Here is a 15,890-nt window from a genome sequence, read left to right on the forward strand (position 1 = left end):
GTTGAGGCGTCAATCATACCTGTTCGATGGCGCCGGTGATGAGTCCGGTGACTTCTTCCGGGGAACTCGATGCGATCGTCTTGTCGGCGACCTTGCGGCCGCGCCGCATGACGATGACGCGGTCGGCGACGTCAAAGACGTCGGGCATGCGGTGGCTGATCAGCACGACAGCGATGCCCTGGTCGCGCAAATGGCGGATCAGGTTCAATACCTCGGCGACCTGGCGCACCGAGATCGCCGCCGTAGGCTCGTCCATCAGCACGATCTTGGCCTGCGAAAGCATGGTGCGGGCGATCGCCACCGCTTGCCGCTGGCCGCCCGACATTTGTTTGACCAGGTCGCGCGGGCGCGTTTCGGATTTCAGCTCGGCGAAGATCTGGCCGGCACGCTTGTACATCGCGGCATAGTCGAGGATGCGAAGCGGCCCGAGGCCGCGGCGCAATTCGCGGCCGAGATAGACGTTGGCGGCGGCCGTCAGATTGTTGCACAGTGCCAGGTCCTGATGGACGATTTCGATGCCGTGCTGGCGCGCCTCGACCGGCTTGTGCAGGATCAGCTCCTTGCCGTCCATTTGCATCGTGCCATGGCTCGGCGGGAAATTGCCGGCGATCATCTTGACCAGCGTCGACTTGCCGGCGCCGTTGTCGCCCATCAGGCCGACAACCTGTCCGGCCTCGATCGACAACGAAACGTCGTTGACCGCCTGGATGGCGCCAAAATGCTTCGAAATGTTGGTGAGTTCGAGAACCGCCACCAGCCTTCTTGCCTCCCCGTGCTTTGCGGCCTGCGGTTCTGCCGCGGCCATTCGCTCTCCCCAGTTCCTCCCGGAAGCAGCGATTTTGCCCATTTACGCATAAGCCTCCTTGGCGTCAACCACGGCTTCTTTCGAAAAATCAGTTTTGTAGGACAAATAGCATTGACGTCGGTGACAAGGCGATATTAGCTAAGTGTCGGAGGAGCTTGCGCCGAGCCCCCGGGTTGCCGGAAGGAAATCGGTGAGGGTTTGTCGGTCAGGGATTTGGTAACCAGCGATATCTGTCGGTGCCGGTCTGAGACTGAATATGAAAATGCTTATCGACCTGGCTTGGCGACACGAGTGCGACGTCCTCTGTCATCTTGCTCCGGGTCGGTCTGTGTGTGGCGGGCACGCCGTGTCCGTTTGTTTCAAAGGGAGGACTGACATGAGGAAATCACTATTGCTCGCTGCCGCCGCCGTCATGGCGCTGGGTGCCGGGCCGGCTATGGCCAAGAAACAGCTCGTCATCGTGGTGAAGGGTCTGGACAATCCATTCTTCGAGGCCATCCACCAGGGTTGCGAGAAGTGGAACAAGGAAAACGCCAGCTCGGAATATGAGTGCTTCTACACCGGACCGGCATCGACCTCGGATGAGGCCGGTGAAGCCCAGATCGTCCAGGACATGCTGAGCAAGCCCGATACGGTGGCAATGGCGATTTCGCCATCGAACGCGCCGCTGATCGCGCAGACGATCAAAAGCGCCAATCCGTCGATCCCGATCATGACCCTCGACGCCGACCTCAGCAAGGAAGATGCGGCGCTGCGCAAGACCTATCTCGGCACCGACAATTACCTGATGGGTCACAAGATCGGCGAATACATCAAGAAGGCCAAGCCGAATGGCGGCAAGATCTGCACCATCGAAGGCAATCCGGCCGCCGACAACATCCTGCGCCGCGCGCAGGGCATGCGTGACGCGCTGTCGGGCAAGGACGGCCTCGCGGCGCTGGCGGGCGAAGGCGGCTGGACGGAAGTTGCCGGCTGCCCGGTGTTCACCAATGACGACGGCGCCAAGGGCGTGCAGGCGATGACCGACATCCTCGCCGCCAATCCCGATCTCGACGCCTTCGGCATCATGGGCGGCTGGCCGCTGTTCGGCGCTCCGCAGCCCTACCGCGACCTGTTCAAGCCGATGGCCGACAAGATCGCCAGCAACGCCTTCGTCATCGGCGCCGCCGACACGATCGGCGACGAGGTGGCGATTGCTCGTGACGGGCTGGTGACCGCACTGGTTGGCCAGCGGCCGTTCGAGATGGGCTACAAGGCGCCCTCGGTGATGATCGACCTGGTCGACGGCAAGCCGGTCGCCGATCCGGTGTTCACCGGCCTCGACGAATGCACCAAGGACACCGTCGACACCTGCATCCAGAAGTAGGTTCGCAGTTTCGGGGCGCCCGTCGGGCGCCCCGTTACGCATCGTCCATACAAACGCACGAGGCGACGCTGCTTTGGAGCGTAGGCCGCTGCTTTGTCGTGCCCTGAATTCAGGCTTTCGACAAGCAGCTGCCGGGGAATACGAATGCCGGACGCGAAATCAAAAAAGCGACCCGCCAAGTTGAAGGCAGAGCCTGGGCGGCCGGCCGGCGTTCGGCGTGCCGACGCCGCACACTTTCCCGGCTCGAGCGTGCATGCCTCGCTCGCCAATGAAATCGGGCTGAGGATCGTGCGCGGCGACTATCCGCCGGGAACCATCCTGCCCAACGAAGCCAAATGGTCGGAGACCTTCGACGTCAGCCGCTCGGCGGTGCGCGAGGCGATCAAGATGCTGATGGCCAAGAGCCTATTGGCGTCACGCCCGAAAATCGGCAGCTGGGTCGAGCCGAAGGAGCGCTGGAACCTGCTCGATCGCGACGTGCTGGCCTGGTACGCGACCTCGCCGGACCGCGAGGTGTTCCTCAGGACCGTGCAGGAATTCCGCCACATCATCGAGCCGGAGGCCAGCGCCTTTGCCGCGATGCGGCGCACCGACGAGCAGATGGCCGAGATCAGCCAGGCCTGCCGCGAGATGGGCGAGGCGACCAACCTGCAGGAGCGCACCCGCGCCGACACGCGGTTCCACCTCGCCATCCTGCGGGCCTCAGGCAACGATCTGCTGGTGCCGCTCGGCGTGCTGATCGAATCGGCGCTCGACCACCTGTTTGTTTTCGTCACACGCGAAACCAGCGACCAGCAGCATGCGCAGAGGCTGCATGAGGCGATCGAGAAGAACATCCGCCTGCAGCGGCCGGCTGCAGCCCGTGCCGCGGTGCACAGGCTTCTCGCCAACACCGACGACGTCATCGGCCGGTCGCGGCGGTGATGGTTGCACAGGGCGGCGTTGCTCAGAACGATTGCAAAACTCGCATTCCTTCGCGCCCCCTCTGTCCTGCCGGACATCTCGCCCACGAGGGGGCCATCGCAGATAGCAAGCCGAGGCTTTCGCTCTACGACGTACCCCCACCCCTAACCCCTCCCCACAAGGGGGAGGGAGACTTCCGTTGGCGCTGACCTCGGCAAATTGCCTGCCTTTCGGCGCCAAAAGGGGAAGTAAGGGCGCGCGGCAGCGTTCCCTCCCCCTTGTGGGGAGGGTTAGGGTGGGGGTCCATCTTCGTAAGAATCCAAATGCGATTGCCCAGCGCAATAGAGGGGGAGATTGGATGCCACTTCGGCTTTCGCCAATCACCAACCTTAGGGCCAAGCAATGAGGGGCGGCGACCTCGGGTGGGACAGGAATTCGGACTTTTTTGCCTTCGCAGCTATTTTGTTCTTGCTTTGTGCCGGCAGCTATGCTACTAATTTGCGTATGGTGCCAATTGGCTCCAACGACCCGCCCGCCGAGGCGGGTTTTTGTTTCCGGCTTCTTCCGATCGGAAGTGCGCGTGCTTTGGTGCACAGACTTCTCGCCAATACCGACGTTATCGGCCGGTTTCGGCGCTGATTCGATCGTTTCTCGGCCAACTGCGTGTAAGTCGGGTCAACCAGCAACGAAGGTCGATCATTTCCGTTAGTCGCAAATCGCAAATTTAGGAGATTAGCCGAAACCCTCCCTTCGTCATCCCAGGGTCTGCGCGACGTCGCTTCGCTCCTGCTCCGCCCTGGGATGACGAAGGTGTGGTGTCATATGCTAATCGCCAGCGTTGGAGATTGGCGGATGTAGCTGGTCGGCAGCGAACGTTTGCAGTTGCGACACTCCCAGGCGTTAATCCCAACGTTCTCAGATCGTCTGCTTTTTCCCATCTTTTGTCGGCATGAGGTCGACGCCGTTGACCTTGCCGATGTGCGTGGCCAGCATCGGCACGTACTGATCGGCGGGGCCGGTGGCAAAGGCGCCGGCGAAGGCGTTCTTGGTGGCGTTGCCGAGCGGGTTGGCGATGCCGGCAGCACCCGCCATCGATTCGAGATAGGTGAGATCCTTGAAGGCGTTGGCGATGGTGAATTTGTGCGCGTCGCGGTCGCCTTCCAGCGTCCAGCGCATGAAGGTCTGGTAGAAGCCGCAATCCATGCGGCCGTTGCGGATGACGCTGTCGAAGCGCGGCGGCGAGATGCCAACCTTCTGCGCCAGCGCCAGCGCCTCGGAATAGATCGCGGCGTAGCCGAGCGAGATGAAATTGTTGAGCAGCTTCATGCGATGGCCGTCGCCGGTATCGCCGATATGGACGATGCGCCCGGCCCAGGTTTCGAGCACTGGCTTCAGCCGGGCAAAGACCGCGTCGGGCGCGCCGACCATGGCGTCGAGCGTGCCTTCCCAAGCCTCCTTCGGGGTGCGGCTGAGCGGGGCATCGACATAATCGACGCCGAGCCCCTTGAGTTCGGCGGCCAGCGTCACCGTCGAGACAGGATCCGATGTCGAGCAATCGACGACAACCGATCCCGGCTTCAGGCCTTCCTTGAGACCGCCTGGGCCGCGGATGATGGCTTCGACCTCGCGCGAGCCGGTGACGCAGATGAAGACAACCGTCGATGCCGCCGCGACGTCGCGCGAGGTCGCCGCTTCCTTGGCACCGCGGCCGAGCAGGTCTTCCGCCGGCGCGCGGTTCTTGCGGCCGAGAAACGTCAGCGGATAGCCCTTGTCGACGATGTTCTTCGCGATCCCGTGCCCCATCAGGCCAAGCCCGATGAAGCCGATCTTTTCGCTCGCGGCGGTCGTGTTCATGTCATTTCGTCCTATTTGCAATGATGGATGACGGCGCTGCAGCTTGCCGGCGAATTGTTGAAGCGGGTTTTTGCCGCTCGCCGTGGCAGGCGATTGCAGAGTTCGATATTGTCTGACAATACACATGAATCTTAGGGAATGTGGAGAGCAAAATGACGAAGCGGATCATGTTCACCGGCGGCAGCGGCAAGGCCGGGCGCCACGTCGTGCAGTATCTGGTCGAGCAGGGCTGCCAGGTGCTCAACATCGACACCAAGCCGCTCGACAATCCCAAGGTGCGCACGCTGATCACCGACATCACCGACAGCGGGCAGGTGTTCAATGCGCTGTCGAGCTATATCGGCCTGCATGAATTCGACTCGTCGCTGCGCTCGCAGCCGGTCGATGCCGTGGTGCATTTCGCGGCGATCCCGCGCATCATGATCACGCCCGACAATGAGGTGTTCCGCATCAACGCGCTCGGCACCTACAACGTCATCGAGGCCGCGGTGAAGCTCGGCATCCGCAAGGTGGTGATCGCCTCCAGCGAAACGACCTACGGCCTGGTCTTCGCCAACGAGCCGCGCGATCCCACCCATTTCCCGCTCGACGAGGAGTACGACGTCGACCCGATGGACAGCTACGCGCTGTCCAAGGTCGTCAACGAGAAGACCGCGCGGGCGTTTGCACAACGCGATGGCACCGACATTTATGCCTTGCGCATCGGCAACGTCATCGAGCCGCATGAATATTCGCTGTTTCCGAAATGGTTCGCCGATCCGGGTTTCCGCAAGCGCATCGCCTGGAGCTATATCGACGCGCGCGATCTCGGCCAGATCACGCTGCGCGCCATCGAAAAGGACGGGCTCGGCTATCAGGTGTTCAACGCCGCCAACGACGACACCTCGTCCGATCTGCCGACAGCCGAACTGCTGAAGCGGTTTTATCCCGATGTGCCGGTCAAGGGGGAACTTGGCGAATACGAGACGCTGCTCTCCAACCGCAAGGCACGCGACATGCTCGGCTTTCGACCGGAGCACAGCTGGCGGAAATACGTCAAGACGACCTGACGGGCGCAACTGACGCGAACCGGCACTGGGCCAGCCCCGAATTGCGGCTGGCACCCGCTCGTTTGCCGCGCGGCAATTGAGCTAGTTGTCTTTCCAGAATTCGGCCTGCAGTTGCGCCGCTTCATCGGCAAGCAGCGGGCCGATGACTTCAGTCGGACGCTGCCCGGCTTCGAAGACGATCCTGCAGGGCAGGTCGAGTGTGGGGTTCTCGACATGTGCACCCGTCACCCGCTTGAGGTCGTGTTCGCTCTGCCCAAAGACGACCCGTCCAATGCCCGCCCAATAGATTGTCCCGGAGCACATCGCGCAAGGTTCGGCCGAAGTGTAGAGCGTGCAGGAGGACAGCTTTTCGAGGCTGACATTCATCCCTGCCCACGAGGCCAGCAGCCTTTCGGCATGAGCGGTGCGGTCGCCGCCGCCGGCTTTGTAAGCGTTGGGCTGCTCGCGCAACACATTGCCGTCCTTGTCGGCGAGCAGCGAACCAAAGGGATGTTCGCCGGCATCGCGGGCCTTGCGCGCGACTTCGAACGCCTGACGGAGCAGGCGCTCATCATAGGGGCGTTGTGGCATCGGCAGATCCTCCGGCTATGCCGCTTGAACATAGTGCCGGACAATCCGCCGACACAAGTCGGCAGCTTGGGCGGTAGTGTCTCAGTTTGAAATTGGAACTTATGCTTGAGGGACTATGCATGCACGCTCAAGCATGTGCATATGCCCGTTATGAATGAAACAAAGCGCACGCGACGGCCACGAGATCCCAATCAGTTGGCCAAACTCATAGCAGATATTGCGGCCGGCGAAACGCCTGATCGTCTTATGTTGGATGATGGGAGGGATTTGGCAGCCGTTCTAATGGGCCGTAAAGGCGGCCTTAAGGGCGGCAAGGCACGAGCTAAAGCTTTGTCACCAGAGCAGAGAGCAGATATCGCACGTCGGGCGGCGCAAGCGCGCTGGGGCACAAAGGGCACCAAAAAATGAGTAATGAGGTTGCTGAAAAATGGAACGAGATTATCGACGCCGCCGAGGCAGAGTATGACGCAGACATTTATTTTTATTCTGCTCCTATCGACGACGAAGGCTTCGGAGCGATAACGCAACATGTCACGGAAAACAAGCGTCGGGACCGCGCTCTACTGATCCTGGTCACGAACGGTGGTCTTGCCAATTCCGCCTATCAGATCGCCCGGCTATTCCAAACCCAGTACAAGCACTTTGCGGTCTTTACGCCTAGTCGCTGCAAGAGTGCCGGCACGTTGATTGTGCTTGGTGCGAGCATGATTTTTATGGACCCGTTCTCAGAACTCGGTCCGCTAGATGTCCAATTGTTCAAGCAAAACGAAATAGCTTCCCGCAAATCCGGGCTCCTGTCGCGATCAGCATTTGATGCCATGGCAGATGCTTCGTTTGAACTTTATGAACGTCTAATGATGAGCATCACACTGAGGAGTGGTGGAAACGCAAGCTTTAAGCTGGCCTCAGAGCTAGCCGCGTCCATGGCGTCGACAATGATGGCGCCAGTGTATGCCCAGATTAACCCAGAGGTCGTCGGAAGCGAAAACCGCGATCTCAACGTAGCCTTTGAATATGGTGTGCGGCTTGTCCAAACTTCAGGTAATGCATCGGGGCAGTCGGTGTTCAAGCTAGTCTACGGCTATCCATCGCATGACTTCATCATTGATGTTGAAGAAGCGAGCAACCTTTTTGACGCTGTCCGATTTCCTTCTGAAGCACTCTATCAAATCACAGGCTTGCTTGGAGACCCCGCTTACGAAGAAGGAACTCCCGGCGTCGTTATCGCGTTGACGCGCATCAACCAAACAGGAGTAGCAGCAAATGACCAAGGAACCGAGGGTGAAAGTAGTGAACAGGACGGCAGCGGAACATCGGTGGATGGTGGTGGGGAAGAAGATCGGCGAGTCGATCAGGAACCGGCAGAAGGCGGATTCGGAAGTGAGACGAGGCAATCACCGGGCGCCCGTAAATCGAAGGCCGGCGATACAGCTGCCTGACCTCCTAAACGCGGATTGCTGATTTTAAATTGACTTTCATGCTTGGCGCTCAAGCATAAGTGCCATATCGGAGGGGTATGCACAAGCTTGCCCCTTCAGACCGCGCACGTATCCTACACCTTCTCTGCGAAGGTCAGTCTATCCGCGCGATTACCCGCCTCATGGGTACTAGCAAGAATACCATCGCCAAGCTCCTGTCGGACGCAGGCGCGGTGTGCGCCGCCTATCAGGACCGCGCCCTCCGCAACCTGATCAGCAAGCGCATTCAGGTCAATGAAATCTGGTCATTCACCTACGCCAAGCAAAAGAACGTCGCGACTGCTAAGGCGGCTCTGGAAGGCGCTGGCGACACGTGGACATGGACGGCCCTCGACGCCGATACCAAGCTTGTCATGTCTTGGCTGGTCGGCGGACGCGACAATGAATACGCCATGGCGTTCATAGACGATCTTTCTCGCCGCCTCGCTAACCGCGTCCAGATGACAAGCGACGGCCATAGAGCCCATCTAGAGGCTGTTGAAGGCGCCGGCGGCGACATCGACTACGCCATGCTGATCAAGCTCTATGGCGCGTCGCCTGACAGCGCAAAGGGCCGTTACAGTCCCGCCGAATGCACTGGTGCGCGGAAAGAACGGATCGAGGGCAACCCAGGCATCAAACATGTCAGCACGTCATTTGCCGATCGTCAGAGCCTCACCATGCGGATGCATATGCGCCGCTTCACGCGCCTGACCAACGGCTTCTCAAAGAAAGTGGAGGCTCACGCCAACGCCGTGGCTCTGCATTTCATGTACTACAACTTCGTCCGCATCCATGCTGCGCTTCGCATGACCCCGGCGATGGCCGCTGGCGTAACCGGCAAGCTCTGGGAGATTTGCGACATCGTTGCGTTAGTCGAAGCCAAAGAGGCAGAAAAGCCGATGAAGCGTGGCCTATACAAGAAGCACGCCGCTAAATGAACATTCTTGTTCCATTGGTGTCTGTAATAGGTCCGATTTATTTCGCCGCTCGGGGCTTCCCCCTTGAATTTGTTTTGACGTGGGCCGCCATCTGGTCGGGGCTTCGCGCCATGGCCACCTGGAGACCGATTTTCGCAGCGCTTAAGGAGAGCTATGGCGATAAGCCACCGTCATGGCTCGATCGGCATCCTTCCGTCGCTTTAGTCGGAGTCTTTGCAGCTACACTGGCGGCATTCGAAGCGGCGCATGTGGCAGTCTACTATTGGACGATTTGGCGATTGATTTCAAACTGACCCACCACAACGAAGGCTCAAGCCTCGTTCCGATTGGGGCGTTGAGCCAGCCAGATGCTGCCGATGACGAAAACGACGCCGGCGATCTGAGGCAAGGTCAGCGTCTGATCCAGGAATACCCATCCAAGCAGCACGGCGGTCACCGGGCTGAGGAAAAGCAGCGATGACACCACTGCGGATTCCAGTCGCGCAATGCCCCGGAACCAAAGGACATAAGTCAGCGCCGCACCGATCAGGCCGAGCCACACCAGTCCAAGCAGGTTGGCCGCGGTCGGGAACGGGATGGGTGGTTCGAAAAGCAGGACCACCGGAACGAGAAGGAGACCACCGGCAGTCAGCTGCCATGCCGTAAAGGCGAGCAGCGATGCTGGCGGCTGCCACTTGCGGCTCAACACACTGCCGAAGGCCATTGAGGCCGCCCCGGCGAGGCCGGCGGCAACGCCGGGCGCATCGAGCGTCGCGTTCGGGGTCAGCACCAGCAATGCAACACCGGCGATCCCGACAAGGGCGGCGACGATCGCCAACCGACGGACAGGGCTGGCAAGCAGGGCAGCAGCGAGGAAAATCACGATCAACGGCTGGACCGACAGCACCGTCGCGGCGACCCCGCCAGGAAGCCGGTACGCGGCGACAAACAACATGCTCAGGAAGATCGAGATGTTGAGGGCTCCGAGGACGAAACTGCGCAGCCACCATATGCCCGTTGGCAGTTGCCGAACGATCGCCAGCAGCAGCAATCCGGCGGGCAAGGCACGCAGCATTGCGACCGTCATCGGCGAAAAGTTGGGCAGGAACTCGGTGGTGACGATGTAGGTGCTGCCCCATATCGCCGGCGCAATGGCTGTAAGCAACAGATCGAAACGGCGCGTTTTCATAAGATTTCCAGCACTTCGGCAAGAGGGCGGCGGGGCTTTTGCGGCCAGTTTCCGGGCGCGGCGCGGCCGACTGCGATGAGCATCACCGGCACTTCATTGCGCCCAAGGCCAAACTCGCGCGCCACGCCTTCGGCATCGAAGCCGGCCATCGGACCGGAGACGAGCCCCAGCGCTTCGGCCGCGAAAATCAGCGTTGCAGCGCAGAGCGTTGCCGAGCGCACCGCCTCGTCGCGGGCCGCTAGAGGATCGGCATATTGGGCGCGGGCGCCCTCCCGCCAGCCCGAAGTCATATCCGCCGGCATGAAGCCGGCTTCCACGAAAGGACGGAGCCTGGCATTGAGGGCAGCGTGGTCGGGCAGTACGCCGCAGATGACGAAGGTGACCGCTGCTTCCTGCACCTTGGCCTGGCCATGGGCCACGCTGCGCAACCGCGCCTTTGCTTCCGGCGTCCGCACGGCGATGAACCGCCAATTCTGAAGGTTGTAGGCGCTTGGCGCGCGCGTTGCGAGGCGTGCCAGTTCCTCGACCTCGGCATCCGTCAATGCGTGCGAGGCATCGAACCGATTGGCCGACATGCGCCGCTCGATCAGGGAGATTGTGGGGTTGGTCATCATGTCATTCCGAAATTGAGCAAGCCGTTCGGATAGCAGATAGAGAATTTACCAACGAGCGATAATGCGCGATAATTGAAAGACATTGTTTACTAGAAGAGAATTATGACATGGATCGCCTGACTGCGTTGCAGGTTTTCCGCCATGTGGCGGAACTGAACAGCTTTGCCGAAGCCGGACGGCGGCTCGGTCTCTCTCCTCCCGCGGTCAGCAAGAACATCGCCGAATTGGAGGCGCATCTGGGGGTGCGGCTCATCAACCGGACAACGCGGCGCATGGCCCTGACCGAAGAAGGCAGAATCTATCTGGAGCATGTCACGCAGGGGCTCGATGCGCTTGCCAGGGCCGACCAGGTCCTCGGCCCGATCAAGACGGCGCCGAGCGGCACGTTGCGGGTCAGCGCGCCGATGACTGTCACGTTGACGCGGCTTTCGGCTGCCATCCCCGCGTTTCTATCGCGCTATCCCGATTTGAAACTCGATCTGCATCTTGACGACAGGCGCGTCGATATCGTGCGGGAGGGATTTGACCTGGCCATTCGCGGCAGCGACAATCTCGAGGATTCCAGCCTGGTCGCGAGAAAGCTTGCGGTCATGCCGCACGTGCTTTGCGCAGCTCCGTCTTATTTCGAGGAGCATGGCCGGCCCAAGACGCCTGCCGATTTGAAGGCGGCCAATTGCATCCGGTTCAGCCTCTCGGGACACGCGGACATATGGGAATTCCGCAAGGACGGCCGCGTCGAGCGGATCGCCATCGACGGACGATACACGGTCTCGTCAAGCCTTGCCGTGCGCGATGCGCTGCGCGCCGGCTTCGGCGTCAGCCTGATCCCTTATCCCTATGTCGAGAGCGACCTGAAAGCAGGCCGGCTGAAATCGGCTCTGGATGACTGGGAAAAGGTCGAAACCACGCTCTACGCGGTCTATCCGGCACGGCAGCATCTTGCCCCGAAAATCCGCGTCTTCCTTGATTTCCTAATCGAGGAATTCAATCGGAACAAAGAGAAGCTGTTTGTGCCGCTCCGGCGGGAGCGCTCGGCAAAGCGCGGTGTCGGGGAGGGGACTGAGGCGGAAAACCAAACTGAGATATTGCAGTCGATTTCATCTCCTTGACACGCCTCCAAATCCGGACTTTGTGGAGCTATGCAGGACGCGAAGCCGAACAAGGGAAAGACAGCGGCCGAGGCGTTCGCCGAACGCACGAGCGGTATTCGCCGGGCCGATGCGGCGCGCATACCCGGGTCGAGCGTTCACGCGTCGCTGGCCAACGAAATCGGGCTGAGGATCGTGCGCGGCGATTATCCGCCGGGAACCATCCTGCCCAACGAAGCCAAATGGTCCGAGACCTTCGACGTCAGCCGCTCGGCGGTGCGCGAAGCCATCAAAATGCTGATGGCCAAGAGCCTGCTGTCGTCACGTCCCAAAATCGGCAGCTGGGTCGAGCCGAAGGAGCGCTGGAACCTGCTCGATCGCGATGTGCTAGCCTGGTACGCGACCTCGCCGGATCGTGAGGTGTTCCTCAGGACCGTGCAGGAATTCCGCCACATCATCGAGCCGGAGGCCAGCGCCTTTGCCGCCATGCGGCGCACCGACGAGCAGATGGCCGAGATCAGCCAGGCCTGCCGCGAGATGGGCGAGGCGACCAATCTGCAGGAGCGCACGCGCGCCGACACGCGGTTCCACCTCGCCATCCTGCGCGCCTCGGGCAACGATCTGCTGGTGCCGCTCGGCGTGCTGATCGAATCGGCCTTCGATCATCTGTTCGCTTTTACGACGCGGGAACTCGACGATTTGCAGCATGCGCAGAGGCTGCACGAGGCAATCGAGAAGAGCATCCGCCTGCAGCGGCCGGACGCGGCGCGCAATGCGGTGCGCAAGCTGCTTGCCAATACCGACAGCGTCATCAAGTCCAGGTAGCGGCCGTTCGGCTACAGGTTGAGCGCTCAGTCGAAGGGTGCGGTCGCCAGATGCTGCCATGTCAGGCCGAGGAGCAGCTCCTGGTCGCGGGCGGCGTGTTCGGGCGGGTTGACGACGGGGTCGCCATTGACGATGGCCGCCCAGAAGCCACGCATCTCCTCGACGAAGGCTTCTGCGTAGCCGGCCCGCAAATCACGCTTCGACAGTATGTGACCGCCCGAGGTCGTCACCGTCAGCCGGGTCGGATGATGGTTGAGCCAGGGCGAGGGGAATTCGAGCTCGAGGCTGGCATCGTCGAAGAACAGCGTGATCCGTTCCTTGTAGTCGGCAAGCTTGGGCACGGTGAGATGGGTCATGGTCCACAGCGCCTGCCCGTCCAGCAACTTGACGGCGCCCTGGCCGCCGTCGCCATTGGCAAAGATCTGCGCGCCGACGACCTCGCCGTCCGGCACGCCGAGCGCGTCGAGCAGGCCGTGGACGGCGTTGACGTCGTGAATCAAGGCCGAGCTGTAAGCGCCGATAAATCCACGGAAAGCGAGCTTCGTCACGGGGACACCGATGGCGTATTCGACCTGGCGCTTCTGCTTGGCGGCAACAGCGGCGATCAAGTCGTTGGGGATATCGGTGCCGCGCCTGTAGGGCTGGTGGGTGATGAACGGCCAGGCGTCGGGATCGTTCACTTCCACCGAGACCGCGCGCAGCGTGCTTGATGTTCCAGGCAGCGAAGCGAGCGCCAGCCGGTAGCTCGGATCGAAGCGCTTCATATAGCCGACCTGAACGATTTTCCTGGCGGCGTCGCGCGCGGCGATGATCTCGGCGATTTCCGCCAGCGAATAGCAGAGCGGCTTTTCGCAAAAGACATGCAGGCCAACCGCCAGCGCCGCCAGCACCTGTTCGTGATGTAGCGGGTCCGGCGAGCCGATCACCACCGCGTCGAGGCTTTGGTCGAAGAGCTGGTCGATCGTTTCGAAATTGGCAATGCCATGCGTGTCGGTGACGAACTGCCGCGAGATCCTGGAGGGATCGGCGACCCCGACCAGCTCGAACAATTCACTGAGGCGCAGCAGATTGGGAATATGCTCGAGCTGCGAGATCATGCCGGCGCCGACGACCCCGACGCGTATCCTGCTCATTGGATCATTCCCCGCAATGTCCGATTGTCAGCTCAAGGCGCCGCAGGCGGCCGGTTGCCGATCTGGGCGAGCAGGCCGGCAATCTCCGCCTCGACCGCCTTCAGATCCTCGCCGCCCGACATGATCGAGATGACCTCGTCGCGCGAGATCTCCGACTTGGCGTAGGTACCGCGATTGCGGCCGCGGTTGAGCAGGGTGAAGGTGTCGCCGACCGGATAGGCATGGTGGATGTTGTGGCTGATGAAAATGACGGCCAGGCCCCGCATGCGCGCTTCGATGATGAATTTCAGCACCATCGCCGCCTGGTGGACGCCGAGTGCGGAGGTCGGCTCGTCGAGGATCAGCACGCGCGCACCAAAATGCACGGCGCGGGCGATCGCCACTGACTGGCGCTCGCCGCCCGACAGCGTGCCGACGGCTTGCGTCGGATCGCGCACGTCGATGCCGATATCGGCCATCGCCTGCCTGGCGATGGTGTTGGCGCGCTCCTTGTCGATGCGCGAGAAGGGCAGGCTGCTTTTGGTCGGCTCGCGGCCGAGGAAGAAGTTACGGGTGATCGACATCAGCGAGATCATGCCGAGGTCCTGGAACACCGTTGCCACGCCGAGCTCCTGCGCGTCGCGCGGGCTGCGGAAAGTGACCGGCTTGCCGTCGACCAGGATTTCGCCCTTGCTCGGCCGATAGACGCCGGACAGAACCTTGATCAGCGTCGACTTGCCGGCGCCGTTATCGCCGAGCAAGCAGTGGACCTCGCCCGGATAGACCTTGATGTCGATGTTCTGGAGGGCGCGCACCGAGCCGAAATTGACGCTGACGCCGCGCAGTTCCATTGCCGGTTCGGTCATTTGGGCCGGTTCGGTCATTTGGGCCGGTTCGGTCATTTGCCACCTCCGCGGCCGAGCGCCTTCAGCCTGATGTAGTTGTTGACCAGCACGGCCATCAGGATGACGATGCCGAGGAAGACCTTGAACCAGTCGGTGTCGATGCCGGTGTAGAAGATGCCCATCTGCACCAGCCCGAAGATCAGCGCGCCGAACAGCACGCCATAGACGGTGCCGTAGCCGCCGGTGAGCAGCACGCCGCCGATGACGGCGGCGATGATCGCCTCGAATTCCTTGAGCAGGCCGCGCGTGGTGTCGGCGGAGCCCGCCTCCATCACCTGGATGGTGGCAAGCAGCGTCGCCGCGCAGGCGGTGTAGATGAACAGGCTGATCTTGACGCGATCGACCGGCACGCCAACGTTGCGGGCTGCGATCAGGTCGCCGCCAGTGGCGAAGATCCAGTTGCCGTATTTCGTCTGGGTCAGCACGTAGCCGGCCAGCGCCGTCAGGCTGAGCCACCAGACGATCGACATCGGAATGCCGGCGACGAACGGGATGCCGTCGCTGCGGGTGGCGATCCAGCCTTGCGCGCCCATCCAGTGGAACAGGCCGGTGAGCAGATGGCCGTTGAAAATGCCGGCCGTCGCCGGATCCGGTGCGCCCTCGAGTATGTAGGGGATCTGGGTGCGGCCGGTGACGGCGCGGGTGATGCCGATCGACAGTCCGCGCAGGATATAGAGCGTGGCGAGCGTGACGATGAAGGAGGGCAGGCGCGTCTTCACCACGATCAGGCCATTGAGATAGCCGGTGAGGATGGCAACGGCGAAGGCGCAGGCGATGCCGCCCCATAGCGGCAGTCCCCAGTACTTCACCGTCAGCCCGATGACGACACCGGCGAAGCCGACCATGGAGCCGACCGAAAGATCGAACTCGCCGGCGATGATGAGGAGTGCTGCCGCGGTGGCGACGATGCCGAGCTCCGCCGACAGCGTCAGGAAGGTCATTGACCCCTGCAGCGAATAGAGGTTCGCTGCGCCCGGCAGCAGCGCAAAGATGATGATCGTCGCAAGCAGCCCACCGGCGGCACCGGCTTCCGGCCGGCGCAGCCACTGGGTCAGCTTGCCGGTGCTGGCCAACCGTTCGTCGGCGCCGGCGGCGCGCTTCGACGTCATGCCGAAGCGGTCGGTCGCCTTCAGTTCACCCGGAGATATCGCCTTGTCTTCCACGACTGCCACTAGGCTCTCCAATCGCTCAAATCGCAATCTTCGAACGAACGGGAGAGCGCTTGGCGCATTC

At 61.6% G+C, this 15,890-nt stretch carries 17 protein-coding genes; 9 read left to right on the forward strand and 8 right to left on the reverse strand.

All coding sequences use genetic code 11. The annotated features are described in order from the left end of the window. Positions 1 to 13: 13 nt before the first annotated feature. Complete coding sequence (locus NKH42_RS21120; RefSeq protein ID WP_023675804.1) at positions 14 to 754, reverse strand: ATP-binding cassette domain-containing protein; 741 nt, start codon at positions 752 to 754, stop codon at positions 14 to 16. Positions 755 to 1,181: 427 nt separating this feature from the next. Here NKH42_RS21120 and NKH42_RS21125 point away from each other — a divergent pair, with 427 nt between their 5' ends. After that, complete coding sequence (locus NKH42_RS21125; protein ID WP_023675805.1) at positions 1,182 to 2,171, forward strand: sugar-binding protein; 990 nt, start codon at positions 1,182 to 1,184, stop codon at positions 2,169 to 2,171. Between the two features lie 144 nt (positions 2,172 to 2,315). After that, positions 2,316 to 3,095 carry a FadR/GntR family transcriptional regulator gene (locus NKH42_RS21130; protein WP_352974400.1) on the forward strand — a complete coding sequence of 260 codons (780 nt, stop codon included), beginning with the start codon at positions 2,316 to 2,318 and terminating at the stop codon, positions 3,093 to 3,095. An 894-nt stretch (positions 3,096 to 3,989) separates the two neighbouring features. Here NKH42_RS21130 and NKH42_RS21135 read toward each other — a convergent pair. After that, a complete protein-coding gene (locus NKH42_RS21135) occupies positions 3,990 to 4,928 on the reverse strand; it encodes an NAD(P)-dependent oxidoreductase (protein ID WP_352752306.1) in 939 nt (312 codons plus the stop codon). Between the two features lie 152 nt (positions 4,929 to 5,080). Here NKH42_RS21135 and NKH42_RS21140 point away from each other — a divergent pair, with 152 nt between their 5' ends. Further along, positions 5,081 to 5,977 (forward strand): NAD-dependent epimerase/dehydratase family protein, encoded by an 897-nt coding sequence (locus NKH42_RS21140; RefSeq protein ID WP_352752304.1) that lies wholly within the window; start codon positions 5,081 to 5,083, stop codon positions 5,975 to 5,977. Positions 5,978 to 6,058: 81 nt separating this feature from the next. Here NKH42_RS21140 and NKH42_RS21145 read toward each other — a convergent pair whose 3' ends face one another. Beyond that, complete coding sequence (locus NKH42_RS21145) at positions 6,059 to 6,547, reverse strand: nucleoside deaminase (protein ID WP_352752302.1); 489 nt, start codon at positions 6,545 to 6,547, stop codon at positions 6,059 to 6,061. Between the two features lie 105 nt (positions 6,548 to 6,652). Here NKH42_RS21145 and NKH42_RS21150 point away from each other — a divergent pair, with 105 nt between their 5' ends. The 4 genes from NKH42_RS21150 (at position 6,653) to NKH42_RS21165 (ending at position 9,238) form a co-directional block, all read left to right on the forward strand. Next, positions 6,653 to 6,955, forward strand: coding sequence for a histone H1 (locus NKH42_RS21150; protein WP_352974402.1), 303 nt, complete (start codon positions 6,653 to 6,655; stop codon positions 6,953 to 6,955). Further along, complete coding sequence (locus NKH42_RS21155) at positions 6,952 to 7,986, forward strand: SDH family Clp fold serine proteinase (protein ID WP_352752299.1); 1,035 nt, start codon at positions 6,952 to 6,954, stop codon at positions 7,984 to 7,986. Before NKH42_RS21150 ends, NKH42_RS21155 begins: the two co-directional genes overlap by 4 nt. Positions 7,987 to 8,063: 77 nt before the next feature. Beyond that, entirely contained in the window at positions 8,064 to 8,945 is an 882-nt protein-coding gene (locus NKH42_RS21160; RefSeq protein WP_352752297.1) for a helix-turn-helix domain-containing protein, read from the forward strand. Beyond that, entirely contained in the window at positions 8,942 to 9,238 is a 297-nt protein-coding gene (locus NKH42_RS21165) for a hypothetical protein (RefSeq protein ID WP_352752295.1), read from the forward strand. Before NKH42_RS21160 ends, NKH42_RS21165 begins: the two co-directional genes overlap by 4 nt. A gap of 17 nt (positions 9,239 to 9,255) precedes the next feature. Here the strand turns inward: NKH42_RS21165 and NKH42_RS21170 are convergent, their stop codons facing one another. Continuing rightward, on the reverse strand, positions 9,256 to 10,113 hold the full coding sequence (locus NKH42_RS21170; protein WP_352754512.1) for an EamA family transporter: 858 nt from the start codon (positions 10,111 to 10,113) through the stop codon (positions 9,256 to 9,258). After that, entirely contained in the window at positions 10,110 to 10,724 is a 615-nt protein-coding gene (locus NKH42_RS21175) for a nitroreductase family protein (protein ID WP_352752291.1), read from the reverse strand. The genes NKH42_RS21170 and NKH42_RS21175 overlap by 4 nt, the downstream gene beginning before the upstream one ends. A 110-nt stretch (positions 10,725 to 10,834) precedes the next feature. Between NKH42_RS21175 and NKH42_RS21180 the strand changes: the two genes are divergently transcribed. Together NKH42_RS21180 and NKH42_RS21185 are read left to right on the forward strand one after the other, a co-directional pair. Further along, complete coding sequence (locus NKH42_RS21180) at positions 10,835 to 11,836, forward strand: LysR family transcriptional regulator (RefSeq protein ID WP_352687495.1); 1,002 nt, start codon at positions 10,835 to 10,837, stop codon at positions 11,834 to 11,836. A 30-nt stretch (positions 11,837 to 11,866) separates the two neighbouring features. Then, complete coding sequence (locus NKH42_RS21185) at positions 11,867 to 12,640, forward strand: FadR/GntR family transcriptional regulator (protein WP_254819087.1); 774 nt, start codon at positions 11,867 to 11,869, stop codon at positions 12,638 to 12,640. 26 nt (positions 12,641 to 12,666) lie between these two features. Here NKH42_RS21185 and NKH42_RS21190 read toward each other — a convergent pair whose 3' ends face one another. The 3 genes from NKH42_RS21190 to NKH42_RS21200 are packed head-to-tail and all read right to left on the reverse strand — an operon-like array spanning position 12,667 to position 15,766. Further along, positions 12,667 to 13,773 (reverse strand): Gfo/Idh/MocA family protein, encoded by a 1,107-nt coding sequence (locus NKH42_RS21190; protein ID WP_352687497.1) that lies wholly within the window; start codon positions 13,771 to 13,773, stop codon positions 12,667 to 12,669. A gap of 32 nt (positions 13,774 to 13,805) precedes the next feature. Continuing rightward, positions 13,806 to 14,618: an ATP-binding cassette domain-containing protein gene (locus tag NKH42_RS21195; protein ID WP_352647081.1), complete on the reverse strand. Its 813-nt coding sequence runs from the start codon at positions 14,616 to 14,618 to the stop codon at positions 13,806 to 13,808. 32 nt (positions 14,619 to 14,650) lie between these two features. Further along, positions 14,651 to 15,766 (reverse strand): ABC transporter permease, encoded by a 1,116-nt coding sequence (locus NKH42_RS21200; RefSeq protein ID WP_352687652.1) that lies wholly within the window; start codon positions 15,764 to 15,766, stop codon positions 14,651 to 14,653. Positions 15,767 to 15,890: the final 124 nt, after the last annotated feature.

This window comes from Mesorhizobium sp. M1142, assembly GCF_040318565.1.
Classification (GTDB): domain Bacteria; phylum Pseudomonadota; class Alphaproteobacteria; order Rhizobiales; family Rhizobiaceae; genus Mesorhizobium.